Origin of the sequence: Halorubrum rutilum, from assembly GCF_042665015.1 — an archaeon.
In the GTDB taxonomy this organism is placed as follows: Archaea; Halobacteriota; Halobacteria; order Halobacteriales; family Haloferacaceae; genus Halorubrum; species Halorubrum rutilum.
The window spans coordinates 424,104-451,001 of record NZ_JBHTBL010000011.1 but is presented as its reverse complement, the minus strand read 5'-3'; the positions used below and the strand labels follow the sequence as shown (position 1 = coordinate 451,001).

The window sequence follows — 26,898 nt, the reverse complement described above, 5'->3', positions numbered from 1 at the left end:
GCCGCCCGCCTGGCTCGCCTCGCCGGCGGCCGCCCTCGCGCGGCTCTCCGTCCTCGCCGCCGACCCGGTCCGGTTCGGCGTCGCGCTGCTCGCGCTGACGGCCGTCAGGCCGTTCCTGGCGTGGCCGACGACGCTGCTCGCGGTGGCCGTCGGGTTCGGCTACGGCTGGGTCGGCGTCCCGCTGGGCGTCGCCCTCCTCGCGGCGACGGCCCTGCCTCCCTACCTCCTCGCGCGGACGGGCCGGGTCCGGGCCCGCGGCGCCTGGCGGACCGCGGACCGCCTCTGCGAAGCCGGCGAGCGGCTGGCCGCGGCGACCGGGGGCGTCCGGGCGGTGACGGCCACCCGGCTGCTCCCCCTGCCCTCCGACGCGGTCTCGGTCGGAGCGGGCGCCGCGGGGATCCGCCCCCGACCGTTCCTCCTCGGGACGGCGGCCGGCGAGCTCCCGTGGGTGGTCGTCGGCGTCGCCGTCGGGGTCTCGCTCGACCGGCTCGCCGCCGGCGACCTCTCCGCGGTCGACCCGACGGCGCTGGTCGCGATGGCCAGCGTCGGGGCGCTGCTGCTCGCCGGACCGGCGTATCGGACGCTCCGCGGAGAAGGGCCCGCGTCGACGGCGTGACCGTCTCGGCGGGCGGGTATCGGGCAGATATCGGGCAGGTATCGGACGGTATCGGGCAGGGGGATCGCGAGCGCGGTGGATCCGCGGTAGGGCGGTCGGGGCAGGCCGGTCGACCGCCGTGACTCGGCGGTCCCGTTCGGGACCGCGACGCTGTGCGGGACGTCGTCGACCGCGCGGCGGTTCGCGCCGCAGCGCGGTCGACACGGATCGTGTGCCTCTGTGAGGACCGATGCGAGCGTGCATTCCCCCGGTCCCCGATTCCCGGGAACCGTCCCAGCCCTGACCCCGAAGCCGCGGCGCCCCGGCGAGGGGCCCGGTCGGACGCGGCTTCAACGGGGGACCGGGGGAGCGCGCTCCGTCGGTCCGGTCGCCGTCGCTACGCCTCTCCGTCGCCTCCGTCGTCTCCGTCGCCGTCCCCGCCGTTTCCGCCGCTCTCCTCGTAGGTGACCTCGATCCCTCGCGGCACCGGGCGCAGGAGGTACGTGCCGTTCCCGCGCCGCACCGGCGCGAAGTCGGCGGTGAAGCTCGTCCGCGTGTTCTCGCGGACCTCGAACGACTCGTTGAACGTGAGCGGGGCGTTCCCCGGGAGGTCGACCTCCGCCTCGTCGCCGCCGTCCAAGGTGCCGTCGACGGTCGAGACGTCGAGCTGGAGGAACCGATACGTGCCGACCGCCAGCTCGCGCTCGTCGATCAGCTGCGTCTCGCCGTTCTGCAGCTGCACGAGATCCGCCTCCTGCGGCTCGTCGAACTCGAAGTACTCGCGGCCGGCGGGCTCGTCTCCGCCGTCCGCGCCGTCGGTCTCGTTGCCGTCGGCGGTCTCGCCGTCGCTCATGTCGCCGTCGTCGGTCTCGTTCCCGTCCGCGCCGCTCTCGGCGCCCTCGGGCCCGAGCCAGATCCCCTCGACGGTGACGACGAGCGACTCGAAGTCGCCGATGTCCGCCGGCTGGTCGGTCACCCGCGTCGCGAGGGTCCCGGTCGCGCGGCCGACGCAGCCGGCCAGGCCGGCCGCGCCGAGCGCGGCGGCCCCGGTCGCCTGCAGGTAGATCCGGCGGGAGACCGCGTCGCGGTCGGGCGCGTCCGCGTCGGGTGTCTGGTCCGTCACGTTACGCCTCCTCCCCGTCGCCCTCGCCGGCGCCGTTCCCGGCGATCTCGCTCACGGTCTCGCCGAGGTCGTCGACGCCGCCGTCGAGGAACTCGTTCACGCTATCGAGGACCCCGCCGACGAAGTCCGGCACTTGGTCCGGGAGCTCGCTCGGCGGGCCCGCGTCGCCCGGGCCGGCGTCGCTCGGGCCGGGCGTCGCCGCGACGGCGCCGGCGGCCGCGCCGGTGCCGATCAGTACCACCGTGGCCAGCGCCACGAGCAGCGTCGTTCGGATCGCGTTCATTGCGACTCCCACTCGGCGCCAGACCCTCTTTAATACCGCAAGCCGTTCAGCCGAATTGCGCCCGATTTAACCCGATTTAATCGCCGGAAGGCGCCCTAGCGGGGTCGTTCGTCGAAAGGCGGGCGGTCGCTTATAAAGAGCGGATCGAGGGGCCGCGGTCGACGGCGCGGCCGCGGACCTCGGTCGGGGCGGGTCGCGTCCCGCGCACAGAACCGGCGCGGGCCGCGTCAGGGCTCCAGCCGGTTCGGGTCGCGCGGGAACATGATCGCCTCCTTGATGTTGTCGAGGTCGGCGACCTTCTGGACGAGCCGGTCGATGCCGAGCCCGTAGCCGCCGTGCGGGGGCGTGCCGTAGCTGAGCGCCTCGATGTAGAACTCGAAGTTGGCCGTCTCGACGCCCTCCTCCTCCATGACCTCTACCATGCGTTCGACGTCGTGCTCGCGTTGGCCGCCGGAGGAGAGCTCCTGACCCCGGTAGATGAGGTCGAACTTCCGCGAGGCGATCTCGTCGTCCGGCACGTCCTGCATGTAGTAGAACTTCTCGTCGGGGTAGCCGACGACGAAGAACGCGGGATGGCCCTGTTCCTCGAAGTGCTCGCCGAGCAGCTTCTCGCCCTTCGTGTCGAGGTCGGTCGGGTCGTCCGGGAAGTGGCCGAACTCGCGCTCTAAGACGTCGAGCGCCTCGTCGAACGTGATCCGCGGGAAGTCCTCCTCGGGCACCTCCAGGTCGACGTCGAGGAGGTCGAGCTCGCGCTCGGCGCCCTCGGCGGCCTCGCGGAGCGCGTACCGCAGCGACTCCTCCTGGACGTCCATCACGTCGTGGTGGTCCTCGACGTACGCGAGTTCGACGTCGAACATCGCGATCTCGGAGACGTGCCGCGAGGTCGCGAAGTCCTCCGCGCGGAACGCGGTGCCGGTCTCGTAGACCGCCTCGTAACCCGAGGCCATCAGCATCTGCTTGTACAGCTGGGGGCTCTGCGAGAGGAACGCGTCCTTGTTGTAGTAGAGGATCGGGAACAGCTCCGCGCCGCCCTCGGCGCCGCCCTTCGAGATGAGCGGGGTCTTGATGTCGACGAACCCCTCGTCGTCGAACCACTCCTCCATCGCCGTCAGCAGCTTCGAGCGCAGGCTGAACACGGCGAGCGTCTCCGGCTTCCGGAGGTCGAGCGCGCGGTTGTCGAGCCGGGTCGAGAGGTCGACCTCGATGTCCTTCGAGATCTCCAGCGGGAGCGGGGAGTCGGCCTCGTCGATGACCTCGTACTCGGTCGGCGCGATCTCGACGCCGCCGGGCGCCTGGTCGCTCTCCAGCGGTTCGCCCACGACGCGGACCACGTCCTCGGCGCCGACATCCTGGACGGCCTCGAACAGCTCCGGCTCGCGCTCCTCCTTGAAGACGACCTGAATGAGCCCCTCGCGGTCGCGCACGATGAGGAAGACGAGGCCTCCCAGGTCGCGGATCTCGTGGACGTGGCCCGCGATGGCGACCTCGTCCGCGTCCGGTTCGACGTCCGACGTGTGGATTCGCTCGATCATCGGTCTGCTTACGCGCAACTGGTCGGGCGTTCGGCATAGGCCTGTCGTCTCGCCGTCGACGGAACGGGACGCCCGCGGCCGCTCCGGGGGATTCTCGGGGGAGAGGCGCGGCTCCAAAACCGCGTGCCATGCAGTAGCATAACGAACGTAATTTTAATACGAAACCGACCTATCGAGCTGCTAACGGCGCCCCCCGCGCCGCGGAGACCGATCATGACCCGTATCACCACCTCGATGCTCGCGGACCGCGCGAGCGTCGCGTCCCTCGGGTGGATCGGGTATTCGGCTCCGGAGACACGGTCCGTCCGGCCGGCCGCGTGACGCGCGTCGGCTGGGAAGTTCCCCGCGGGACGGACCGCACCCCGACTTCTCCAGCCGTCGCTGCGTCGTCGAACCGCCTTCGACCGCCGGGCGCGACCGCTCCCCCTCGCGAGCGCCGGGTCCGTCCGCCGCGGCGGACCCGCGTTCGAGGCCGCGGACCGATCCGCGCCGCGTTCGACTCGCGGCGAGGGGCTCATGGCGGCAGCCATCCGCACGCAGACGGTGGAAGCGACGGTGACCGTTCGCGTCTCGCAGGCGGCCGGCGGCGACCTCGCGGCCGGCGCCCGGCGACAACTGGAGCGCGTCGACGGGGTGCGCGTCGAGGACCTGTCGATCGCGGGCCTCCAGCCGGGGCTCAACGACACGACGGTGAAGGCGGTCGCGACACTATCGGTCCCCGACGCGGACCGACCGACCGAGCGCGTCGCCGACCGGCTGGCCGAGGGGTTCGGCGTCGAACCGGAGCGCGTCGAGCGCGTCGAGCCGCCGGGGTGACCGCGGTCAGCGTCCCTTACTCGCCGAGCCGATCGCGAACCGCCCGCTCCGCGCGCCGGAGCACGTCCCGGATCGGGAGTCCGGTCGCCTCGGCGACCGCGGCCGCGTCGTCGTACTCGGCGCTCACGTCGTAGACCTCGCCGTCGGCGGTCGACGCCACCTTCACCGACACCTCGCGCTCGTCGCCGTCGACCGCGAGCGTCGCCGTCTCGAAGGCGCGCTCCGCGATCCACCGGTGGCTCGCGCCGGACTGGCGGACGCCCAGCGTCCCCGTCTCGCGGGCGAGCCGCGCCGCGACCGCCTCGGCGTCCTCGGGCTTGCAGACGGCCTTCACGAGGTGGCCCGGCCGCGACTTCTTCATCGTCGTCGGCACGATCGTCACGTCCCTGGCGCCGGCGCGCGCGAGCGTCTCCTGGAGCCCGCCGAGCACCTCGGGCGAGGCGTCGTCGAGGTTCGTCTCCAGAACCGCGATATCGTCGCGGACGAGCCCGCCGTCGGCGGGTGCGGCCGCCTCGCCAACGCCCGCTTCGCCCCCGTCACCGCCGTCGCCGACGAGGACGCGGAGGACGTTCGGGCGGTCGGGGAACGCCGCGTCGCCCGCCCCGTAGCCGTCGGCGGCGATGTCGAGCGGGGGCAGCCGGTCGACGCCCTCGGCCACCGCGGCGAGGACCGCGGCCCCGGTCGGCGTGAGCAGTTCGCGGTCGACCGGGCCGCCGGCGGTCGAGAAGTCGGCGTCCGCAGCGATCCGGGTCGTCGCCGGCGCGGGGACCGGGTAGACGCCGTGGCTCGTCTCGACCTCGCCGCCGCCGGTCGCGACCGGCGTGGTGACGACGCGGCCGGGGTCGAGGTCGCCGAGGAGGAGCGCCGCGCCCACCACGTCGGCGATCGCGTCGTCCGCGCCGACCTCGTGGAAGTGCGTCTCGTCGAGGTCGGTGCCGTGGACCGACGCCTCGGCGCGCCCGAGCCGCTCGAAGGCGTCGAGCGCGACCGACTCGACCGACTCGGGGAGGTCCATGGACTCGACGAGCGCGACGACCTCGGGGTAGCTGCGACTGACGCCGGCGCCCTCGGCGTGCCCGCGTTCGTCGTCGCGTTCGCGGGCGTGCTCATGGTCGCGGGCGTGCTCATGGTCGTGGGCGTTTTCGTGTTCCTGAGCGTGCTCGTGCTCGTCATCGCGGTCGTGAGCGCGGTCGCCGTCCTCGCCGTCGAGGAGCACGTCCACGGTCGTCGCCCGGATCCCGTTCCTCGTCGTCTCCCCGACCTCGTACCGGACCGGGAGCCGGTCGGTCACGGGCGAGAGGACCTCGGGGTCGGCGCCGGCCGCGATCAGCGCGGCACAGACCATGTCGCCGGCGGCGCCGGTCCGGCCGTCGAAGGCGAGCGTTCGCATGGCAGACCGGAGGCGATCGCGGAACAAATACCCCGTGGTCGGGGATCGGCGCTCGAACCACCGCCGACGGGGGCGGGCGCTACGCGGCCTCGGCGGCCGCGAACAGGTACAGCTCGCCGATCACCAGGGTCCCGACGACCGCGAGCGGGACGACCAGGGCGCCCCCCGCGCCGAGCGCGTACAGCCCGAGGCCGAGGAGCGCGCCGACCGCGAGGAAGGCGACCCGCGAGAGCAGCGAGCGCATGGGGTCCGAGAGCGATTCGAGCACGCCGGAAAATCGCCTCGAACGGACAAAAACGGTGCGCCGAACCGGGCGTCGATCGACGGCGAAAACGCACGCTTACGACGGCGTTTTAAGTCGGGGGTCCGTACCGTGCCATATGATGACACAGTCCGCCGCGGCCGCCGATTCTCCCGGACGGATCGGCGGCGCCGACACGGGCAACAGGCTTATTCCCGAACCGGAAGGAGATACGGGTAACCCCCGCGAGGAACCATGAACGAAGTCCAACTCGAAGTGGCGAAGGCGTACCCGAACGACTCGGGGCGCGGCATCGCCCGGCTCGACCCCGACACGCTGTTGCACCTCAAGCTCTCGCCCGGCGACATCATCGAGATCGAGGGCGCGGAGACCACCGCGGCGAAGGTCTGGCGCGCCGACCGTCAGGACTGGAACACCGACACGGTCCGCGTCGACGGCTTCACCCGCCAGAACGCCGACGTCGGTATCGGCGAGCGCGTGACCATCCGGAAGGCCGAGGCCGAGAAGGCCGACAAGCTCGTCCTGGCCCCGCCCGAGGAGGCGTCGGTCCAGTTCGGCTCCGACGCGGCCGGCATGGTGAAGCGCCAGATCCTCAAGCGGCCGGTCGTCGAGCGCGACATCGTCCCGGTGATGTCGTCGACGAACCACCCGTTCATGCGGTCGCCGGGACAGGCGATCCCGCTGATCGCGGTGGAGACCGAGCCCGACGGCGTCTGCCTGATCACCGAGGACACCGAGGTCGAGCTCCGCGAGGAGCCGATCTCCGGGTTCGAGAAGACGGGCGGCGGGATCACCTACGAGGACATCGGCGGCCTCCAGAACGAGATCCAGCGCGTCCGGGAGATGGTCGAGCTGCCGATGAAACACCCGCAGATCTTCTCGAAGCTCGGGATCGAGCCGCCGCAGGGCGTCCTCCTGCACGGCCCGCCGGGCACCGGGAAGACCCTGCTCGCGAAGGCCGTCGCCAACGAGACGTCGGCGTCGTTCTTCTCGATCGCCGGCCCCGAGATCATCTCGAAGTACTACGGCGAGTCCGAACAGCAGCTCCGCGAGATCTTCGAGGACGCGAAAGAGGAGAGCCCGAGCATCATCTTCATCGACGAGCTCGACTCGATCGCGCCCAAGCGCGAGGACGTCACCGGCGAGGTCGAGCGCCGCGTCGTCGCCCAGCTGCTGACGATGATGGACGGGCTGGAGACGCGCGGGCAGGTGGTCGTCATCGGCGCGACCAACCGCGTCGACAGCGTCGACCCCGCGCTCCGCCGCCCGGGGCGGTTCGACCGCGAGATCGAGATCGGCGTCCCGGACGAGACCGGCCGCAAGGAGATCCTCCAGATCCACACGCGCGGGATGCCGCTCTCCGACGACGTCAGCCTCGACCACCTCGCCGACGAGACGCACGGCTTCGTCGGCGCCGACATCGAGAGCCTGACGAAGGAGGCCGCGATGAAGGCGCTCCGGCGCTACCTCCCCGAGATCGACCTCGACGACGAGGAGGTCCCCCCGAGCCTCATCGACCGGATGATCGTCAAGCGCGACGACTTCTCGGGCGCGCTCACGGAGGTGGAGCCGTCGGCGATGCGGGAGGTGCTCGTCGAGCTCCCGAAGATCTCCTGGGACGACGTGGGCGGCCTCAGCGACGCCCAACAGCAGGTCCAGGAGTCCGTCGAGTGGCCCCTCACCTCCCCGGAGAAGTTCGACCGGATGGGCGTCGACGCCCCGAAGGGCGTCCTGCTGTACGGCCCGCCGGGCACCGGGAAGACCCTGATGGCGAAGGCCGTCGCCAACGAGACGAACGCGAACTTCATCTCGGTGCGGGGGCCGCAGCTGCTCTCGAAGTGGGTCGGCGAGTCGGAGAAGGCGATCCGGCAGACCTTCCGGAAGGCCCGGCAGGTGAGCCCGACGATCATCTTCTTCGACGAGCTCGACAGCCTCGCGCCCTCGCGCGGGCAGGAGATGGGGAACAACGTCTCCGAGCGCGTCGTCAACCAGCTGCTCACCGAGCTCGACGGCCTGGAGGACATGGGCGACGTGATGGTGATCGGCGCCACCAACCGCCCGGACATGATCGACCCCGCGCTGCTGCGTTCGGGCCGGTTCGACCGGCTCGTGATGATCGGTCAACCCGACCAGGAGGGCCGCGAGCAGATCCTCGACATCCACACGCAGGACACGCCGCTCGCGCCCGACGTGAGCCTCCGCGAGGTCGCGGAGATCACCGACGGCTACGTCGGCTCCGACCTGGAGGGGATCGCCCGCGAGGCCGCCATCGAGGCGCTGCGCGACGACGACGACGCCGAGGAGGTCGAGATGAAGCACTTCCGGCGCGCCATGGAGTCGGTGCGGCCGACCGTCAACGACGACATCCTCTCGTACTACGAGGAGATCGAACAGCAGTTCGGCGGCGGCGGCGAGACGCTCCGGGACACCGGCGGCCGGATCGGGTTCCAGTAGCCCCGCCGTCCCGGGTCCGATCGGTCGCGTTCCGCGCCTTTTAACCCCGGCAGCGACCAAGCGAGCCCATGTCCCAGCCGCGCGTCCCGGGCGACGAGAACACGCTGGAGCTGCCCTGCGGGCGGACGATGGCGGCCGGCGAGCTGGACCTCGGGATGCGCGAGTTCGAGTGCGACTGCGGCGAGACGCACGCGGTCGTGATGGACGTGCACCCGCCCGAGCGGTTCCTCCCCGACTTCCTCGTCGAGGTGCTCCGCGAGGCAATCGAGACGACCAGCGAGGAGATGCCGGAGTTCGACACGCCGCACCTGCTCGGCGTCGTGTTAGAGGAGTTCCCCGAGGCCGTCGTCGCCTACGACGCCAGCGAGAACGCGGACGTGGGGTACGCGATGGCGTGGGTGACCGACTTCGACTCCCGGCGCCTCCACGAGGTCGTCGTCGAGCTGGTCGTCGAGCTGATGGAACACGCCGTGAGCCACGCCGACGACGACGAGGCGCTCTCGGCGTTCGAGCGGGAGATGGTCGAGTTCGACGTGAGCGAGTTCGTCGAGCAGTACCGCGCCGAGCGCGACCTCGAGGCCGAGGACCCGTACGCCTGACGACCAGCACGCTTGACGGCCCGAGCGGGGGCGTGGGATCGGCGACGGGACGGTCGGCGCGCGCCGCCGAAACTCCGGAGAACGCGCGTTTCAGCCGCCGTGTCAGACGTTTGTCCGACTCCTGTCTCACTGAATCATATACGTGCGGCTCCCGTACGTAAGACACATGAGTGCCGGCGAATACGACCGATACGACCGAATTCGCGGCGTGCTCGCCGAGGCCGACGAGCCGCTGACGGCGCGGGAGATCCTCGCGCTCGCCGACGAGTGCGAGGAGCTCGACAGCCCGCACCGCGTGGCGACCGTGCTCGGCCGGTGGGCGGAGCGCGGCGAGGTCGAGGTCATCGCGGACCGCCCCTACCGGTACCGACTGGCGACCTGAGCGCCGCCCGCGCCGACGGCCGGCGGTCGGTCGCGGCGAGAGGCGAGCGTCGGGCCGGGCCCGTCGTCACGGCGAGACGATCAGGTCGAACCGGTAGACCCCGTCCCGGTACTCGACGACCACGTTCCGGAAGTCGACCCGGTCCTCGTAGTTCGCTATCGGTTCGAGGTCCTCGGCGATACCGAGCGCGCCGAGGGCCTCGTCGAGCTTCTCCGACGGCGGCGCGCCCTCCTCGTAGCGGCGCGGCTCCTCGGCGATGGCGTCGTCCAACACGCCGGCCGCCGGCTCGGAGAGCCCGGCCTCGTTCAGATCGCGCTCGATTATCGCGTCTCGCGCGGACGCTACGAACTCCCCCCGCGAGTCGGCGATCTCGGTGATCGCGTACGTCCACTCCGGGACCTCGACCGTCCGTCGCTCGGCGACCGGCCGGAAGAACTCGTCCCCGTACTCGACGAACTCGAAGGGCGGCGACGGGACGAGGGCGCTGGCCCCCGCGTCGAGCCCGTGGTGGAACTCGACCGCCTGGAGCTCGTCGAACTCGGGGTCGCCGAGGAAGCCGTCGTGGCCCGCGTACACCGCGTCGAGCGCCGCGTCGAGCACGCGCTCGTCTTGGTCCGAGAGGTCGAACGGCTCCCGCGCGACCGCCGCGTCGTCGGGCGGCGCCTCGTCGAGCCGTTCGAGCCCGAAGTGCCACCGCTCCCGTTCGAGGCGTCGTTCGTCGGTGATCCGCACCTCGTAGAAGGTCCCGTCGCGTTCGAGGAACGTCGGTCGCGGCCGGGTCTCCGTCCCCCACCTGTCGCGGCCGACGAGGGGCCACTGCCTGACGGTCACGCTCCCGGTCTCGAACAGCTCCGAGAGGGAGGCCTCCTTCGTCTCCGTCGCGAAGTCGACGCGGGTCGTGGCGTCGACGGCCGTGGGATCGGACCGCAGGTAGGGGCGTCCGACGGACGACAGGTCCAGCTCGTCGGCGATGAGCGCGTACGAGTCGAGGCTCCCCGAGTTCAGGCACCCGGCGGTCGCGGCGGTCGCGGCGGCGGCGCCGAGGAGTCGGAGGGCGCGGCGGCGGGAACAGGGCATGACCGTTCCAGAGTTTTCGATTTCGGGATAAATCCCTTGCGGCGAGTTGCTCGGACCGACGATCGGACGGCGACGCGTCGAGCGAACCGGACCGCGGCGGGCGGGGACGCCCGGTCGATACCGTTCCGCGTGTCACCGTGTACCGACCACCGTGGTACGCCTTCACTTGCGAAAATCGCAAACTCGCTGCGAGATTCGTATTCTATCGTCGGCCTTATTACGATGAACGTATTCCGTCCGCGTAATGAGCGAGGACCGGACGATACTACTCATCGGAAGCGGACCGATCCAGATCGGACAGGCGGCCGAGTTCGACTACTCCGGCGCGCAGGCGTGTCGCGCCCTCCAGGAGGAGGGGGCCCGCGTCGTCCTGGTGAACTCGAACCCGGCGACGATCATGACCGACCCGGAGACGGCGGACCGGGTGTACATCGAGCCGATCACGCCCGAGGCGATCTCGGAGGTCATCCGGATCGAGAAGCCGGACGGCGTCATCGCGGGGCTCGGCGGCCAGACCGGCCTCAACGTCACCGCCGAGCTCGCCGAGGAGGGCATTCTGGAGGAGCACGACGTCGAGGTGATGGGGACGCCGCTCGACACCATCTACGCGACGGAGGACCGCGACCTCTTCCGCCGGCGGATGGAGGACCTCGGGCAGCCGGTCCCGAAGTCGACGACCATCTCCTTGGACGACGACGAGTCGGTCACCGACTTCGACGAGGAGTACTTCCGCGAGCGCGTGCAGAACGCCGTCGACGCGGTCGGCGGGCTCCCCGTCATCGCGCGGACGACGTACACGCTGGGCGGCTCCGGCTCCGGGGTCGTCGACGAGTTCGAGGAGCTCGTCGAGCGCGTCCGCAAGGGGCTCCGCCTCTCGCGGAACAGCGAGGTGCTGATCACCGAGTCCATCGCGGGCTGGGTCGAGCTGGAGTACGAGGTGATGCGGGACGCCGACGACTCCTGTATCATCATCTGCAACATGGAGAACATCGACCCGATGGGGATCCACACGGGCGAGTCGACGGTCGTCACCCCCTCGCAGGTGATCCCCGACGACGGACACCAGGAGATGCGCGACGCCGCGCTCGAAGTGATCCGCGACCTCGGCATCGAGGGCGGGTGTAACATCCAGTTCGCGTGGCACGACGACGGGACGCCCGGCGGCGAGTACCGCGTGGTGGAGGTGAACCCCCGCGTCTCGCGCTCCTCCGCGCTCGCGTCGAAGGCGACCGGCTACCCGATCGCCCGCGTCACCGCGAAGGTCGCCTTGGGCAAGCGGCTCCACGAGATCGACAACGAGATCACCGGCGAGACGACCGCCGCCTTCGAGCCCGCCATCGACTACGTGGTGACGAAGGTGCCGCGGTGGCCGATCGACAAGTTCGACGACGTCGACTTCGAGCTCGGCACGGCGATGAAGTCCACCGGCGAGGCGATGTCCATCGGCCGGAACTTCGAGGAGAGCCTGCTGAAGTCGCTCCGCTCCTCCGAGTACGACCCGGCCGTCGACTGGGCCGCGGTCGACGACGAGACCCTCGAAACCGACTACCTCGAACGGCCCACGCCGGACCGCCCGTACGCGATCTTCGAGGCGTTCGACCGCGGCTACACCGTCGCGGACGTCGAGGCGCTGACCGGGATCAAGCCGTGGTACCTCGAGCGGTTCAAGCGCGTCAGCGACTCCGCGCAGGCCGCGCAGAACGGCGAGTTCACGCGGGCGGCCACCGCGGGCCACACCAACGCGGAGATCGCCGCCCTCGCCGGCGGCGAGGTCGACGTCGGGGCGGTCGAGGAGGACGTCCCCGGTCGCTCGTACAAGCAGGTCGACACCTGCGCCGGCGAGTTCGCCGCCGAGACGCCCTACTACTACTCCGCGCGCCAGTCCGAGTTCGAGCGCGGGCCGCTGAAGGGCGACGCCGCGGCGGGCGAGCTCGTCGTCGACAAGGGCGTCGACAGCGTGGTCGTCGTCGGCGGCGGTCCGATCCGGATCGGGCAGGGCGTCGAGTTCGACTACTGCTCGGTCCACGCGATCCAGGCGCTCCGCGAGCTCGGCGTCGAGGCGCACGTCGTCAACAACAACCCCGAGACCGTCTCGACCGACTACGACACCTCCGACGGGCTGTTCTTCGACCCGATCACCGCCGAGGAGGTCGCCGACGTGGCCGAGGCGACCGGCGCCGACGGGGTGATGGTCCAGTTCGGCGGGCAGACGTCGGTGAACATCGGCGAACCGCTCGAAGCGGAGCTCGAACGCCGCGGGCTCGACTGCGAGATCATGGGGACGAGCGTCGAGGCGATGGACCTCGCCGAGGACCGCGACCGCTTCAACGCCCTGATGGACGAGATGGGGATCGCCCAGCCCGAGGGCGGCACCGCGACGAGCGAGAGCGAGGCGCTGGCGCTGGCCCACGACATCGGCTACCCCGTCCTCGTGCGCCCCTCCTACGTCCTCGGCGGCCGCGCGATGCGCGTCGTCGAGAGCGACGCGGAGCTGGAGGAGTACATCGAGGAGGCGGTCCGGGTCTCGCCCGACAAGCCGATCCTGATCGACCAGTTCCTCGACGACGCCGTCGAGCTGGACGTCGACGCCGTCGCCGACGGCGAGGACGTGCTGCTCGGCGGCGTGATGGAGCACGTCGAGAGCGCGGGCGTCCACTCGGGCGACTCCGCCTGCATGATCCCGCCGCGCTCGCTCGGCGACGAGACGATGGCGCGGGTGCGCGAGGTCACCGAAGACATCGCCCGCGCGCTCGACACGGTCGGCCTGCTCAACGTCCAGCTCGCGGTGACGGGCGTCGGCGACGACGTCGACAGCGAGGTGTACGTGCTGGAGGCGAACCCGCGCTCCTCGCGGACCGTCCCGTTCGTCTCGAAGGCGACGGGCGTCCCCATCGCGAAGCTCGCGGCGAAGGTGATGACGAACGACCTGTCGCTCGCCGACCTCGACGTCGACGAGCAGATCCCGGAGCACCGCAGCGTGAAGGAGGTCGTCCTCCCGTTCGACCGCCTGCCGGGCTCGGACCCGCGGCTCGGCCCGGAGATGAAGTCGACCGGCGAGGTGATGGGCACCGCGACCTCCTTCGGCAAGGCCTACGACAAGGCGCAGGACGCCACCGGCAAGCCGATCCCGGAGTCCGGCACCGCCGTCGTCGACCTCTCGGCCGAGGAGTTCCCGGACCCCGACACCGAGGCGGGCGAGGCGCTGGTCGACGGGTACGCAGAACACTTCGAGCTCTCGACGGCGACGGACCTGATCGAGGCCGCGAAGCGCGGCGAGCTCGACCTCATCGTCTCCCGGCAGCGCGACCTGTTGGAGGTCGCCGTCGAGGAGGAGATCACGTACTTCTCGACGCACGCCTCCGCGAAGGCGGCCCTGGAGGCGCTCGATCACGCCGCCGACGACCTCGACGTGATGGCCGTCTCCGACCGGCCGAAGCGCGTCGAGGAGTGGGGCGCGAGCGAGTGAGATCGGAGCTCGAGCGAGCGGACCGGGGCGCGACCGAGTCCCGAACCTGAGCGGGCGTCCCCGTCTTCTCGGAGGGGAACGCACAAGCCGCCCGCCTCCCTCCGAGTCGGTGTGAACGTCGACATCCTGCTGTACGACGGCTTCGACGAGCTGGACGGGATCGGCCCGTACGAGGTGTTCGACTACGCGATGGAGTACGCGAACGAGAGCGGCGGCTCCGCCGGCCGCGTCCGGTACGTGACCCTCGACGAGCGCGAGTCGGTGACCGCGAGCCACGGGACGCGCGTCGGCGTCGACGGGACCCTCCCGGAGCCGGGCGCCGCCGATGTCCCCGACCTGCTCCTCGTCCCCGGCGGCGGCTGGAACGCGCGCGACGAGACGGCGAGCGCGTGGGCGGAGGCGCGGAAGGGCGACGTGCCCCGCGCGCTCGCCGCGCACCACGGGGCGGGCACGCGGATCGCCTCGGTGTGTACCGGCTCCATGCTGCTCGCGGAGGCCGGCGTCACCGACGGACGGCGGGCGGTCACCCACGCCGACGCGGTCGACGAGCTGCGCGAGTCGGGCGCCGAGGTGGTGGACGCGCGCGTCGTCGACGACGGCGACCTGCTCACGGCCGGCGGCGTCACCTCCGGCCTCGACCTGGCGCTGTACCTCGTCGAGCGGGAGTTCGGGGCGGCCGTGGCCGACCGCGTCGCGACCGTCGTCGAGTACGAGCGACGCCACGAGGTCGCGGGCGGGAGGCGGAGCGGGAACGAGAGCGCCTGACCCCGGTCAGTCGTCGCCGTCGTCCGGCAGCGGGGCGTCGGCCCCGCCGTCGCCGGCCTCGTTGGTCGTCGTCTCGCCGTCGGCCTCGACCGTGATGACGGTGCAGTCGAGCTCGCTGCGGAGGAACGAGTCGATGTCGGGGTCCGAGAGGAGCTTCTGGACCATCCGGCGCCACCGGCCCGCCTGCTTCGAGCCGATGACGACGACGTCGGCCTTCTCGGCGACGATCTCTTCGAGGATGGTCTCCTCGACGAGGAACCCCCGTCGGACCACGTACCGAGCGCGGTCCAGCCGGCCGATCCGCTTCTCGACGGCGCGCTTGAGGTCGCTGCGGGAGACGCCGCCGGAGCTCTGATAGAGGTCCACGTGGAGGATCGTGAGGTCGGCGTCGCGCTCCTCCGCGACGCGGACGGCCTCCCGGAGCGTCGCCGCCGAGTGCGACGACGGCGGGAACCGGACCGGAACCACGACGAGAGTCATGTCTGGTCGGTTACGCGGCGGGGATAAATACGCTGTCGGTGCGAGTGACCGAACTGAGAATCGGGACCGCCGAGCGCCCCGACGGCCGTGTCCACGACGTCGCGGACCGTGCCGGACGGAGCGCCGCCGACGGGGCGTCTCGATCCCCCGCCATCACACCTCGTCGCGGTCGGTGTAGGTGTACCGGCGACCGACCGTGCCGTCGTCGGTGAACACGAAGAAGTCGGCGAAGCCGAAGGCGACCCGGTCGCCGTCCTGGACGCCCCTGAACGTCCCCCTGACCGAGACGGTGTCGTCCTCGGCGGTCATCGAGTGGACCTCGTGTGAGCCCTCCGCGAGCGGCCGCCCGTCGAGGTAGAAGTCGCGCAGCGCGTCCATCCCCTCGATGTCGCCCTGGCCGGGGCGCTCGTAGACGACGTTCTCATCGAACAGCGCGAACACCGACTCGTACGCCTCGGCGTCGATGGACTCGTAGTACGACCGGACGACGGCCGGATCCGCGTTTCCCATGGGTTCCGTTCGACGCAACGTGTCAAATACGCTGTGATTCGTCGCGGGCGAGGGCGAGCGGCGGTTCCGTTCACCCGGCGGTCGAGCCGGTCGTTCACCGTACTATTTTCAGGCCTCTCGATCAGCCCCGGAGTATGGGAGATCAGTCCGGTGCGTCGCCCCACAGCGGGGTGTTCGACGTCACGGAATCCGAGCTCGCGTCTGACCGGTCGCTTATCGAGCCGTTCGATCGAGACCTCTGGCTCGATCGGCTGGCCCGCCGCGTCGGGTTCGGCCGGCTCTCGCGGCGCCTCCCCGGCGACGTCCCGCCTTCGTACCTGTTCGCTGTCATTCTGGTCGGCAGTATCGTCCCGACGATCAACGCCTACGCCTACCTCGCGGGTGACCCCGTCGTCTATATTCAGAACCCGCTGTTCGTTCTCCAGCCGCTCGCTATCGTCGGCGGGGTGTTCGGCGCCCGCGCCCTCCGTCGGCGCTATCACAGGGTCGCCCAGGAGATGAACCTCGAAGAGCGAGCGGCGGACCCCGAGCCGCTGCTCGACGTCGTCCCGACCTGGTTACCGTGGGCCCTCTTCGTCGCGGCGCTGCTCCAGATCGCGGCTCGCGTCTGGGCGCTCGGGGGTTTCGGGGCCATCTATCGAGAGGGCGGGCTGACCATGGTCGTCGGGTGGGGGATACTGAATCCGCTCTGGTCCGTGCTCGCGGTTCAGTTCGTCGCCGTCTACGTCGGCGTCGAGATCATCGCCCCGTGGCGGTTGTACAGGTCGGACGTCGGGGTCGACTTCCTCGACCCGGAGGGCCTCGGGGGGCTCCGCCCGATCGGCGAACTCGTCAAACACGCGTACTACTACATGGTCGCCGGCTTGATCGCGTTCGCGCTCGTCGTGTACGGGCCGGTCGTCTCGGCGTCGAGCTGGGGCCCGACGGCGACCACCAGCGTCGTGTTCACGGCGGTCTGGCTCGGGACCGTCGCGACGGTGGCGTTCGCCGTGTTCGTCCTTCATCAGTTCATGCGCGAGGAGAAGCGCCGCGAGCTACACCGGCTCGATCGGCTGTTCCGAGAGACGGTCGACAACCCGTGGGACATCAAGCGGTACGACGTCGACGAGGAAAAACGGGACTTCGTCGAGAAGTTACAGCAGCGGATCGAGACGGTGAGCGCCACGCGCGAGTACCCGGCGACGTTCAGCATCTGGTCGCAGCTCCTGATCAGTATCATCCTCCCGAAGGCCGTTCAGTTGGGACTGGCGGCGATATAGGCCTCGGCGCGGCGATTCGCCGGGCGAACTACGTGTTCCGTATCGGGATGCGGCTCGCTGCGCGCGACGTCCGAGCCCCCGTTCGCTGTCGCTCACGAGGACGCGGGTGACGACCCGGTCCGCGATCGACTGCGGTTCGACCGGAGAACGAGTCCGCCCTCCCCGAATTGAACCCCGGAAGACGGTCATGCTCACCCCGTTCGCATGCTGCGACTTCCGTGCCCAATTCGGGTCGGTCGTCCCTCACGGACAGCGACCGTTCGCTGTCGCTCACGGGTGCTGAGATTCAGTCCGCCCTCCCCGAATTGAACGGGGGACAAGTCGATCTACAGTCGACTGCTCTACCAGGCTGAGCTAAGGGCGGTTACCGTATTCTAGCCGCCGGATTCGACTTAAGAGTTCCCTTTCAGCGCAGGTGTGATCCGCCGTACCGCGCGGGCCTCGGGCCCGCGACCGGCCCCTTCGGTCTCCGCCCGCCGCGCGGTTTTTAAGTCGCTCGCGGCGGGAGCGGAGGTATGGCCGACGGCGACGACCGACAGGCGACGTTCGGGTCGGACGGGAGTCTGGAGACCGACACGACGCCGGACGCGACCGGCGAGAACGACTTCGGCGAGCCCAAGGAGCCGAACGAGACCGACGGGGGGTACAGCCGCTACGCCGTCTCCAGCCTCCTCCAGAAGGCCGTGCGCCGCTCCGACGAGGAGGTCGCCGCGTGGGCGGCCTGGGAGCTGGCGCGCTCCGGCTACGCGTGGAACCTCTGGGACCGCCTGACGCTGTACGTCGTCGAGGACCTCCGCGCCGGCAGCGACGTCGCGCTGACGATCGAGCGCTACGAGGAGCTCGCGACCGAGCGCTGGGAGCCCGCCGAGTGGAAGGGCCGCCTCTGCGCGATCCACGCCGCGCTGGCGGCCGCCCGCGCGCGGTCGACCCGCGAGGCCCCCAACGCCGACGAGTACTTCCGGGCCGTCGCCGACCTGCGCGCCGAGGCCCGCGAGCGCGGCGAGGAACCGGCTCACGACTTCCCCGTCGGTGACCTCGAACCCGGCGGCGAGTTCGACCCGATCTTCGACGGCCACACCGGCGAGGGGTCGAAGCTGGGGCGCGGCACGCGCTTCTTCAAGACCCGCGGCGCCCGCGTCGGCCCGGAGGGCGAGGGCGAGCACAGCGCCCGGTGGCAGCGCCTCGCGATGCTGCTCGACGACGAGCGCGACTACTCCGCCGCCGAGCTCGACCGCGCCGTCGAGCCCGTCGACCCGGAGGACCCGTGGCGCGAGCCCGAGACGATCGGCGGCGGCGAGGAAGGAGAAGACGAGGGCGATCGGGGCGAGGCGGGCGGAAACGAGAGCGACCGGATCGGCGAGGACGGCGGGCGCGATGAGGACGGCGGGCGCGACGAGAACGGCGAGCGCGACGAGGACGACGAACCCGACGGCGACGCCGATCCGCGCGGGTCGCTGTCCGACTTCTCCTCGTAGCCGTCGGCGAACTCGACGGGAGCCCCGCCGTGCCGGCCGCGGCGAGCGGGAGCTACCGCGCCTCGGTCGCCGCTTCCGCCAACCCTTATCAGGTCGCGGCCGGAACGTCGACCATGGCAGACGTAGCTATCGTCGGCGGCGGACCGGCCGGACTCAGCGCGGGACTGTTCGCCGGCAAGAACGGGCTCGACGCGGTCCTGTTCGACACCGACAAGACCTGGATGCACAAGGCGCACCTGTTCAACTACCCCGGGATCGGCTCGGTCGGCGGCAGCGAGTTCCTCGCGACCCTCCGACAGCAGGCCGACGACTTCGGCGTCGACCGGAAGCAGGGCGAGGAAGTGACCGACGTCGCCGAGTCGGGCGACGGGTTCGCGGTGACGACCGGCGAGGGCGAGTACGAGGCCGACTACCTCGTCCTCGCGACGGGCGCGAGCCGCGACCTCGCCGAGTCGCTCGGCTGCGCGTTCGACGGCGACCTCGTCGATGTCGGCGTCTCGATGGAGACCAGCGTCGACGACGCCTACGCGACGGGCGCGATGGTCCGCGCCGAGGAGTGGCAGGCGGTCATCTCGGCCGGCGACGGCGCCGCCGCGGCACTCAACGTCCTCTCGAAGGAGAAGGGCGAGCACTACCACGACTTCGACGTCCCCGACACCGCAACCTCGGTGTTCGGCGACCTGATCGACGACGAGTAGCGCTCGCCCGCGGTCGCGGTATTCCTTCCTCCAGTCCCTCAGTCGCCGGCGGCGTTCACGACGCCGGCGTCGGTCGGGTTCGCGCCGCCGTACCGCTCGACGAACTCGTCGAGCCGGTCCGGATCGTCGGCGCCGGGGAGCCGCTCCGTCGCGGTCTCGCAGGCGGCGTCGACCCCCAACCGCTCGCAGACGCGATCGGTCGTGACCTCGGCCATCTCCCGGTAGGTCGTCAGCTTTCCGCCGACCACGGTGTGGAGGCCCGAGACGCCCTCGTCGGCGTGGTCGATCACGGTGAAGCCGCGCGAGATGCCGCGCCGGTTCGCCCCCGCCTCGTCGGGCGCGTAGAGGGGGCGGACGCCCCACCACCGCCTCACTTCCGGCGCGTCGGCGACCGCGGGGAGCATCGCCGCGCACTCCTCGACCGACCGCTCCACCTCCCAGTCGGCGGTCTCGTAGTCGTCCGGGTCGTCGACCGGAACGCTCGTCGTGCCGAGCACGGCCTCCCCCTCGTGGGGGACGACGATGTCGCCGTCGTCGGGGTCGCGACACCGGTTCAACACCGGGTCGAGCCCGTCGTACTCGACGGAGACCATCACGCCGCGGCTGGGCGCCATCCCCACCTCGACGCCGGCCATGTCGGCGATCCGGTCGGCCCACGCGCCCGTCGCGTTGACGACGTGGTCCGGTTCGAGGGTCGCGTCGACGTCGCCGCCGACGCGGACGCGGACCGCGCCGCCGCCTCCCTCACCGTCGACCTCGATCCCGTCCACCGGCGCGTGCGGATGGACGTCGGCACCGTGTCGCTCCGCGTCGGCGGCGTTCGCGGCGACCAGCCGAGAGGGGTAGATCACGCCGTCGGGCACCCGGAACGCCTCGACGACATCTTCGGAGAGCCCGGGAACGACCGCCCGCGCCTCGTCGCCGTCGAGCCGCTCGGTCTCGATACCGATCTCCTCGCAGGCGGCGATCTTCTCCTCGAAGTACTCGGGGTCGTCGCCGGCGAGCCGGACGAACAGGCCGCCCGTCTCGCGGACGCACGCGCCGGCGATCTCCCGGAGCGTGCGGTTCTCGCGGAGGCACTCCTCGGCGCCCCGAGGGTCGTCCTCGGCGTAGCGGGCGCCGCTGTGGAGCAGGCCGTGCGAGCGCCCGGACGTGCCGCCCGCGAGCCCGCCGCGGTCGACGAGGGTGACGTCGACCCCGCGGAGCGCGAGGTCGCGGGCGACGCCGGCCCCGGTCGCGCCGCCGCCGATCACGAGGACGGTCGGATCGTCGGTCACGCGCGGTCACCTCGGTCGGCGGGAGTCCGGTCGACTGGGTGTCCGTCGGGCACGGCCGCATCGACGACGGGTCTGCGTCGGGGTCTCATGTGAGACGTTACGACCAGCCACACTTGAGGCTACCGTCGGCGGCGGTCTCGAAACCCGTCGAGAACGGTCGTCTCGGTCCGCTTCGCGGCGGTAACCGATCCGGAAGGGGGCCTACCGGGACCCGCCCGCTGACGCCGGGCACGTGTCGACGCCGAACAGGGAGTAGAGCGCGCACGTCCCGGTCGCGGCGGTCCCGAGCATGAGCAGCGACGCGACGCCGAAGACGGGCGCGGCGAGCGCCGGGAGCGGGGCGGCTCCGCCGAGGGTCGCGAACGAGAGGCCCCCGAGCACCGCACCGAGGGCCGTTCTGACGCGTCTATCCGTCGAGCCGACGTTCTGGTTCATAATACACAATACTACGCACGACCGTAAATAACTTTGCCGTCGGCGGCGGCTAGCGGTCTGCCTCGAACGCGGACAGGTCGGTCTGACGACCGCGGTCACCCTCGCGGTCGCGCGAGCCGTCGGTCGCTTCGGGCGCGGCGGTGCCGTGTTCCTCCGCGATCGCTCGCGCGGCGTCGAACCCGCCCGAGAGCGAGGCGCGGCGGGCGATCGGCTCGTCGGCCAGCCGCGCCGCGGCCGCGGGGTGGGCGTCGTAGTACCGCCGCTCGAACGCCTCCCGAGCCGCCTCGAAGTCGACGACGGGGTACGGGTACTCCTCGCCGATCTCGACGCCGCACTCCGCCTGGACCGCGAGCGGGGTGCGCTCGGGGCGGTCGAGGTGCTCGGTCGGGAGCGGTCCCAGCTCGGGGACCCACCGCGTGACGAACTCGCCGTCGGGATCCTGGTCGCGGACCTGCTTGCGCGGGTTGTAGAGGCGGAGCCCCGGCCGCCCCACGAGCCCGCACTGCGACTGCCACTGCGTGTAGTTGATCGCGGCGTCGGCGTCGATCAGGTGCTCGTAGAAGTGGTCTGCGCCGATCCGCCACGGCTGCTGGAGGACGTGGAAGTAGACGCTCGCGCAGAGCGCCCGCATCCGGAAGTTGAGCCAGCCGGTCTCGCGGAGACAGCGCATGCTCGCGTCGACCATCGGGAACCCCGTCTCGCCCGCCTTCCACGCCGCGACGAGCTCCGGGTCGTGGCGGTCGCGGTTGAACCCCTCGTAGACGGGGTTGACGGCGCGGTCGAGCCACCCCGGCCAGTCGACCAGCTTCTGCCGGTAGTGACGGTTCCAGAACAGGCGGGAGACGAACATCGACCTGCCGCGACCGTCCGGCGCGTGCTCGGTCACGTACCGGTGCACCTCCCGGAGCGAGAGGCAGCCGAACCGGAGGTACGGCGAGAGGCCGCTCGTCCCCTCGCGGGCGTCGACCGGCGAGGAGACGTTCCCGGGGTAGTCGCCGATCCGCGCGACGAACGACTCCAGCCGGTCGCGCCCCGCCGCCCGGCCGCCCTCCGGGATCATCGACTTCTCGGGGGTCACGTCGTAGGCGGCCGCGACCGACTCGGGCGTCGGGGCGAACGCGCCGCCGCGACCTCGGTCCACGTTCGCGTCCGACCCGGGATCCGCCGCGATCCGCTCGACCGCGACGCGTCGGGGGTCCCAGTCGAACGGGTCCGCGGCCAGCCACGACTCGATCGCCGCCTTCCACTCCCGGCGCGGGCGGTCGGCGTCCCGGACAAGCCCGTCCCCGTCGACGAATCGAACGCCGACCTCCTCGGCCGCGCGCTCGTCGCGGCGGAGCCCGTACCGGCCGGTCACGCTCCGCGTCGCGACGATGTCCCACCCGGCGTCGGCGAAGCGGGCGAGCACCTCGATCGGGTCGCCGTGGGCGTACGTCAGGCCCGGTGCGCCCACGTCGCGATACTGCCGGTCGAGGTCGCGAAGGCAGTCGTGGAGGAACGCGATCCGGGCGTCGCAGGCCGTCCCGCGGTCGCCGTAGAAGGCCGGATCGAAGACGAACAGGGGGAGGACGGTCGGGTCGGTTCCCGCCTTCGCGGCCGCCGAGTCAGCCGCCGCCGCGAGCGCGGGGTTATCCGCGATCCGCAGGTCCTCGCGGTGCCAGACGACGGTCCCGGCCTCGGCCGGCGACCCAGCGAGCGACCGGATCGCGTCCCGGTCCGGGACCGTCGGGAGGGCCGTCGAGTCGTCGTCCGCGCCCGCGTCCATACTCACCGTCGCTTCGGGCTCTCGGGACATGGGCCTGTCGGCGACGGTCCCGGCGCGGCGGCGGTCAGACGGATCGCCGTCGATCGGAGCGGTTCGAAAATAGCGGCGGGACAGTCAGCGCCCGAGCGTCGCCTACTCGCCGGTCTCGATCGGCGCGCCGACGAGGTTGCCCCACTCGGTCCACGAGCCGTCGTAGTTGCGGACGTCGTCGTAGCCGAGCAGCTCGTGCAGGAGGAACCACTCGATCGACGAGCGCTCGCCGACGCGGCAGTAGGTGATCGTCGACTCGTCGCCGTCGACGCCGGCCTCCTCGTACAGCTCGCGGAGCTCGTCCGCGCTCTTGAACGTGCCGTCCTCGTTCAGGGTGGTCCCGATCGGGACGTTGCTCGCGCCGGGGATGTGACCGCCGCGCTGGGCCGTCTCGTTGAGCCCCTCGGGCGCGATGACCTCGCCGGAGAACTCCTCGGGCGAGCGCACGTCGACCATCGGGATCCCCTCCTCGATCGCCTTGTCGATGTCGTCCTTGTAGGCGCGGACGCTCTCGAAGGGGCCGCGGGCCTCGTACTCGCGCGGGGTGAAGTCGGGCTCCTCGGTGGAGAGCGGGTAGTCGTTCTCGACCCAGTACCCCTTCCCGCCGTCGATCACGCGGACGTCCTCGTGACCGTAGTACTTGTAGATCCAGTAGCCGAACAGCGCGAACCAGTTCGGGACGCGGCCGCCGCCGTACACGACGACCGTCGTGTCGGCGTCGATGCCGCCCTCGCCGTTCCGGGCCGCGAAGTCCTCCTTCGAGACGATGTCGCGCTCCGTCTCGTCGGTGAACACCTCGTCCCACTCGAAGTTCAGCGCGCCCGGGATGTGGCCCTCCTCGTAGGGCGTGTACTCCGACTCGTCGGTGACGGTCGGGTTGTTGATCTCGACGAGCCGGTGATCGGAGTCGTCGTCCTGGAACGCGTCGAGTCGCTCTTCGACCCAGTCCGCCGTGACGAGTACGTCTTCAGACATCACTTCATCTTACGCGTCCAACCACTTTTGAAGACCGGGTAACGGAGGTGCTTGCCAGCGTCTCTGACGCGCCCCGCCGAGTTCGACCTCCGCTCGGGCACGTCACCCTACCGGATCACCGTCACGGGCACGTCGGCCTTGTCGACGACGCTCTTCGCGACGCTGCCGACCACCTGCTCGCGCTCCTCGCTCAGCCCGCGGTGACCGACGTAGATCGCGTCGACGTCGGCGTCGGCCGCGTAGTCAGCGATCGCGTCGGCCGGCCGTCCGGTGAGCAGCTGCGTCTCCACGTCGATCGACTCGTCCCCGACCGCCTCCTCGGCGATCGTCCGGGCGCTGGCGAGGACGCTCTGGCCGGCGTCGACCGCGGCCTCCTCGCCGGGGAGGACGATCGTCCCGTCGACGAGCTCCGAGTCCGGCGTCAGCACGTGGGCGATCTCGAGCGTCTCGTAGAACGCGACCGCCTGCCGCGCCGCGTACCGCACGGCCTCGTCGCTCTCCGCCGATCCGTCGGTGGCCACGAGATAGCTCATACGCGACGGTCGCGCCGGCTCGCATATAACTCCTGTCCGGCGTTCTCACGGCCTGCGGTTCCGGGTCGGTCTCAGTCGCGGTCGACCGGTCGCGCGACCAGCTCGCCCCACGGCGCGAAGCCGTGACGGTCGTAAAAGGCCCGGGCGCGCTCGTTCGCGGGGTCGACGTCGAGCACGATCCGGTCCAGCGGGAGCGACTGGTCGCCCGCGAGGTCGACGGCGGCGGCCAGGAGGTCGTCGGCGACGCCCGTGCCGCGGTAGTCGGGGGCGACGTAGAGCTCGTTGATCACGGCCGCGTCCCAGACCATCGCGAGCCGCTCGGGGAGGACGAAGACGTAGCCGACGAGCTCGCCGCCGTCGTCGCCGTTCTCGTCGTCGTCTCCGCCGCCGCCCTCGCTCCCGCCGCCACCGTCGACCGCGACCGTCACGCACCGCTCGTCGTCCGCGACGCACCGGTCGACCCACGCGAGCCACCGCTCGCGGTAGCCGTCGGTGAGCTTCGCCTCGTAGGCGGTCGCCTTCGCGTCGCCGCCGGTGGTCTCGCCGAGCCCGCGCTCGAAGGCGAGCTTGCAGCTGTAGAGCCCCTCGGCGTCGGTCGCGGGGTCGTACGGTCGAACGCGGACCGTCATCGCTCTCCCCCGCGCTCCGGGCGATCGGCGCCGCGGTTCTCGGCGGTGGGGGGACGACTCATCTCGCTCAGATCAGCCCGAGCGCCATGAGGATCTGGTTCCCGAAGATCATCGCGATCAGCCCGGCGAGCATGACGAGCCCGGACGAGACGGTGATCGTCCGGACGGCGGCGTGCCGGTCGGAGAGCGGGACCCGGCTGATCACCGCCTCGGCGACCATCCGGAGGATCCGTCCGCCGTCGAGCGGGAACGCCGGGAGGCAGTTGAACAGCGCCAGCTGGATGTTGATCCACCCGGTCCAGAAGAGGAGGTTCGCGAGCAGGAACACCCCGCCGCCGAGCGCGCCGAGCGCCCCGTCGACGACGAAGAAGTTGGTCACGTCGCCGGTGAACCCCGCGAAGTTGAACGGGAGCCCGAACAGGCTGCCGAGCGGGAGGATCAGCGAGACGAACACGAGCCCGAGCGGGGAGTCCGTCAGCCCGCCGATCGCGACCCCGTCGGCCCCGGTCTCGCCGCCGTCGCCGCCGAGCAGTTCGAGGTAGGCGCCGGCGGGGTACTGCGAGACGCCGAAGTCGTCGAGCGCGAGCCCGCTGGAGCCGGGGAACACCGTGACGCCGACGAACCCGCCGTCGCGGTTCGGATGCGGGGCCAGCTCGACGTCGTACGCCCGCCGCTCGTCGCCGCCGTCGTACGCGATCACCTCGACGGTCGCGCCGGGGTCGCGATCGCCGAGCACCGCCGAGAGGTCCTCTGCGTCGCGGGTCCGCTCCCCGTCGATGGAGACGATGGTCAGCGGCTCGCCCGGTTCCGCGCCCGCGTCGTCGAGCGGGCCGTCCGCCTGCACGCCGAGCGCGTAGGCGCCGATCGGGATCTCCGCGGTCGTCGCGTTCGCGTCCCCGCCGCCCGCGCCGGCGCGGCGCACCGACACCGTCGCGCGCTCCGCGTCGCCGACGGCGTCGTAGAAGCCGCGCTCGGTCGCCACCCGATCGCCGTTCACCGACGCGACCGTCAGCGGCGCCTCGGTGACCGTCACGCCGAGCGGGTTGCCGCCGGCGGAGCCGACGGCCTGCAGCCGCCGGTCGACCGTGACCTCGCGCTCCCCGTCGCCGTCGGCGGCCGTGACCGTCACCGCGTCGCCCGCGTCCGCGATCGCGGCCTCGAACTCGGCGGCCGTGTCGACCGGCGCGCCGCCGACCTCGACGATCCGGTCGCCCGCCGAGAGCCCGGCCGCGTCGGCCGGCGAGTCGGGGTTCACCTCGCCGACGGCGTAGCCGGGGGCCGGCGAGATGGCGCCGACGACGGGGCCGAACAGCAGCGCGAACACGAGCACCGTGAGCAGCGTGTTGGCGGTGACGCCGGCCGCGAACATCCTCGCTCGGGCGCCGCGCGAGGCCGCCCGCGTCGCCTCCTCGTCCGGCTCGACGAAGGCGCCGACGGGCAGGACCGCGAAGAAGACGAGCCCCATCGACTCGATGTCGATCCCCTCGACGCGGCAGAGCAGGCCGTGTGCCCCCTCGTGGACGACCATCGCGACCGCGAGCCCGGCGACGATCTCGGGCGCGACCGACAGCGGGAGGAAGTCGTTGACGCCGGGGATGATGAGGAAGTTCTGCGGCTGCTGGATCGCGGAGGGCTGGGCGGTGTTCAGCGCCGAAGCGGCGGACGAGAGGATGAGGAAGAACGATCCGACCATCGCGACGAGGGCCCCGCCGAGCCCGAGGTTCGCGAGGCCGCGCCAGAACCGCCGCGGGGCCGCGAGCCGATCGAGGAACTCGCGGCCGCGGAGCGTGCGGAGGGTGAGTATCGGACCCGAGACGCGGACCGACTCCGGGAGTATCCCGCGGTTTCGGAGCCACAGCGCGACCGCGGAGTAGGCGAGGACACCGGTGAGGACCCACAGAAGCGTGTTCTCGGCGAACAGGTCCGTCAGCGCGTTCATTACCGGCACGTCCGTGTCCGTCGGGTGTAAGGCGTTCGGTTACCGGAACCGCTCGCGGACGAGCGGCGACGCCGGCGACGGGCCGCGGAACCCGTCGCGACCCCTCCGGGCGGCCCGCGGACGCGACGCGAGAGGGACGGCCGGGAACT

Annotated in this window: 24 protein-coding genes, 1 tRNA gene and 1 pseudogene (1 of these 26 cut by a window edge); 10 read left to right on the top strand and 16 right to left on the bottom strand. The window is 71.4% G+C overall.

All coding sequences use genetic code 11. The features are described 5' to 3' along the window. A pseudogene (locus ACFQMF_RS13810) lies at positions 1–616 on the top strand (VTT domain-containing protein) (it extends 51 nt beyond the left edge of the window). 376 nt (positions 617–992) lie between these two features. Here ACFQMF_RS13810 and ACFQMF_RS13805 read toward each other — a convergent pair. The 3 genes from ACFQMF_RS13805 to aspS form a co-directional block, all read right to left on the bottom strand. Next, positions 993–1,718: a DUF4382 domain-containing protein gene (locus ACFQMF_RS13805; protein WP_256408371.1), complete on the bottom strand. Its 726-nt coding sequence runs from the start codon at positions 1,716–1,718 to the stop codon at positions 993–995. A gap of 1 nt (position 1,719) precedes the next feature. Continuing rightward, positions 1,720–2,001, bottom strand: a complete 282-nt coding sequence (locus ACFQMF_RS13800) for a hypothetical protein (protein ID WP_256408370.1) — start codon at positions 1,999–2,001, stop codon at positions 1,720–1,722. Positions 2,002–2,228: 227 nt separating this feature from the next. Further along, positions 2,229–3,533, bottom strand: coding sequence for an aspartate--tRNA(Asn) ligase (aspS, locus tag ACFQMF_RS13795; RefSeq protein ID WP_256408369.1), 1,305 nt, complete (start codon positions 3,531–3,533; stop codon positions 2,229–2,231). Positions 3,534–4,049: 516 nt separating this feature from the next. Between aspS and ACFQMF_RS13790 the strand changes: the two genes are divergently transcribed. Continuing rightward, positions 4,050–4,349 (top strand): hypothetical protein, encoded by a 300-nt coding sequence (locus ACFQMF_RS13790; protein ID WP_256408368.1) that lies wholly within the window; start codon positions 4,050–4,052, stop codon positions 4,347–4,349. A 16-nt stretch (positions 4,350–4,365) separates the two neighbouring features. Here ACFQMF_RS13790 and larC read toward each other — a convergent pair whose 3' ends face one another. Then, positions 4,366–5,739, bottom strand: coding sequence for a nickel pincer cofactor biosynthesis protein LarC (gene larC / locus ACFQMF_RS13785; RefSeq protein ID WP_256408367.1), 1,374 nt, complete (start codon positions 5,737–5,739; stop codon positions 4,366–4,368). Between the two features lie 79 nt (positions 5,740–5,818). Continuing rightward, entirely contained in the window at positions 5,819–6,007 is a 189-nt protein-coding gene (locus ACFQMF_RS13780) for a hypothetical protein (RefSeq protein WP_256408366.1), read from the bottom strand. 228 nt (positions 6,008–6,235) lie between these two features. Between ACFQMF_RS13780 and ACFQMF_RS13775 the strand changes: the two genes are divergently transcribed. The 3 genes from ACFQMF_RS13775 to ACFQMF_RS13765 all read left to right on the top strand — a co-directional run bounded on the left by ACFQMF_RS13775 (position 6,236) and on the right by ACFQMF_RS13765 (position 9,436). After that, a complete protein-coding gene (locus ACFQMF_RS13775; protein ID WP_256408365.1) occupies positions 6,236–8,455 on the top strand; it encodes a CDC48 family AAA ATPase in 2,220 nt (739 codons plus the stop codon). Between the two features lie 68 nt (positions 8,456–8,523). After that, a complete protein-coding gene (locus ACFQMF_RS13770; RefSeq protein ID WP_256408364.1) occupies positions 8,524–9,054 on the top strand; it encodes a DUF5815 family protein in 531 nt (176 codons plus the stop codon). Between the two features lie 166 nt (positions 9,055–9,220). Further along, positions 9,221–9,436 carry a hypothetical protein gene (locus ACFQMF_RS13765; protein WP_256408363.1) on the top strand — a complete coding sequence of 72 codons (216 nt, stop codon included), beginning with the start codon at positions 9,221–9,223 and terminating at the stop codon, positions 9,434–9,436. A 66-nt stretch (positions 9,437–9,502) separates the two neighbouring features. Here the strand turns inward: ACFQMF_RS13765 and ACFQMF_RS13760 are convergent, their stop codons facing one another. Continuing rightward, entirely contained in the window at positions 9,503–10,513 is a 1,011-nt protein-coding gene (locus ACFQMF_RS13760) for a hypothetical protein (protein ID WP_256408362.1), read from the bottom strand. Between the two features lie 244 nt (positions 10,514–10,757). Between ACFQMF_RS13760 and carB the strand changes: the two genes are divergently transcribed. Both carB and ACFQMF_RS13750 read left to right on the top strand, forming a co-directional pair. Further along, on the top strand, positions 10,758–13,979 hold the full coding sequence (gene carB / locus ACFQMF_RS13755) for a carbamoyl-phosphate synthase large subunit (protein WP_256408361.1): 3,222 nt from the start codon (positions 10,758–10,760) through the stop codon (positions 13,977–13,979). A 111-nt stretch (positions 13,980–14,090) separates the two neighbouring features. Next, positions 14,091–14,744 (top strand): DJ-1/PfpI family protein, encoded by a 654-nt coding sequence (locus ACFQMF_RS13750; protein WP_256408360.1) that lies wholly within the window; start codon positions 14,091–14,093, stop codon positions 14,742–14,744. Between the two features lie 6 nt (positions 14,745–14,750). On the opposite strand, the gene ACFQMF_RS13745 is transcribed toward ACFQMF_RS13750, so the two are convergent. Both ACFQMF_RS13745 and ACFQMF_RS13740 read right to left on the bottom strand, forming a co-directional pair. Then, the gene (locus ACFQMF_RS13745) at positions 14,751–15,224 is read right to left on the bottom strand and encodes a universal stress protein (protein ID WP_256408358.1); all 474 of its coding nucleotides are present in this window, start codon (positions 15,222–15,224) and stop codon (positions 14,751–14,753) included. A gap of 153 nt (positions 15,225–15,377) precedes the next feature. Beyond that, positions 15,378–15,734 carry a nuclear transport factor 2 family protein gene (locus ACFQMF_RS13740; protein ID WP_256408357.1) on the bottom strand — a complete coding sequence of 119 codons (357 nt, stop codon included), beginning with the start codon at positions 15,732–15,734 and terminating at the stop codon, positions 15,378–15,380. Between the two features lie 134 nt (positions 15,735–15,868). Here ACFQMF_RS13740 and ACFQMF_RS13735 point away from each other — a divergent pair, with 134 nt between their 5' ends. Next, on the top strand, positions 15,869–16,993 hold the full coding sequence (locus tag ACFQMF_RS13735; RefSeq protein ID WP_256408356.1) for a hypothetical protein: 1,125 nt from the start codon (positions 15,869–15,871) through the stop codon (positions 16,991–16,993). 290 nt (positions 16,994–17,283) lie between these two features. Here the strand turns inward: ACFQMF_RS13735 and ACFQMF_RS13730 are convergent. Beyond that, positions 17,284–17,357: transfer RNA gene (locus ACFQMF_RS13730), tRNA-Tyr, on the bottom strand. Between the two features lie 151 nt (positions 17,358–17,508). Here ACFQMF_RS13730 and ACFQMF_RS13725 point away from each other — a divergent pair. Continuing rightward, on the top strand, positions 17,509–18,468 hold the full coding sequence (locus tag ACFQMF_RS13725) for a hypothetical protein (protein WP_256408355.1): 960 nt from the start codon (positions 17,509–17,511) through the stop codon (positions 18,466–18,468). Between the two features lie 113 nt (positions 18,469–18,581). Beyond that, complete coding sequence (locus ACFQMF_RS13720) at positions 18,582–19,166, top strand: NAD(P)/FAD-dependent oxidoreductase (protein ID WP_256408354.1); 585 nt, start codon at positions 18,582–18,584, stop codon at positions 19,164–19,166. A gap of 38 nt (positions 19,167–19,204) precedes the next feature. On the opposite strand, the gene ACFQMF_RS13715 is transcribed toward ACFQMF_RS13720, so the two are convergent. From ACFQMF_RS13715 to ACFQMF_RS13685, 7 genes are all read right to left on the bottom strand, one after another. Continuing rightward, a complete protein-coding gene (locus ACFQMF_RS13715) occupies positions 19,205–20,443 on the bottom strand; it encodes an FAD-dependent oxidoreductase (RefSeq protein ID WP_256408353.1) in 1,239 nt (412 codons plus the stop codon). A gap of 201 nt (positions 20,444–20,644) precedes the next feature. After that, positions 20,645–20,878: a YgaP family membrane protein gene (locus ACFQMF_RS13710; RefSeq protein WP_256408352.1), complete on the bottom strand. Its 234-nt coding sequence runs from the start codon at positions 20,876–20,878 to the stop codon at positions 20,645–20,647. A gap of 49 nt (positions 20,879–20,927) precedes the next feature. After that, entirely contained in the window at positions 20,928–22,643 is a 1,716-nt protein-coding gene (locus ACFQMF_RS13705) for an FAD-binding domain-containing protein (protein ID WP_321169211.1), read from the bottom strand. Between the two features lie 132 nt (positions 22,644–22,775). After that, entirely contained in the window at positions 22,776–23,648 is an 873-nt protein-coding gene (locus ACFQMF_RS13700; RefSeq protein ID WP_256408350.1) for a sulfurtransferase, read from the bottom strand. Between the two features lie 107 nt (positions 23,649–23,755). Beyond that, on the bottom strand, positions 23,756–24,181 hold the full coding sequence (locus tag ACFQMF_RS13695) for a universal stress protein (protein WP_256408349.1): 426 nt from the start codon (positions 24,179–24,181) through the stop codon (positions 23,756–23,758). 71 nt (positions 24,182–24,252) lie between these two features. Further along, complete coding sequence (locus ACFQMF_RS13690; protein WP_256408348.1) at positions 24,253–24,810, bottom strand: GNAT family N-acetyltransferase; 558 nt, start codon at positions 24,808–24,810, stop codon at positions 24,253–24,255. Between the two features lie 67 nt (positions 24,811–24,877). Continuing rightward, positions 24,878–26,749: a site-2 protease family protein gene (locus ACFQMF_RS13685; protein WP_256408347.1), complete on the bottom strand. Its 1,872-nt coding sequence runs from the start codon at positions 26,747–26,749 to the stop codon at positions 24,878–24,880. Positions 26,750–26,898: the final 149 nt, after the last annotated feature.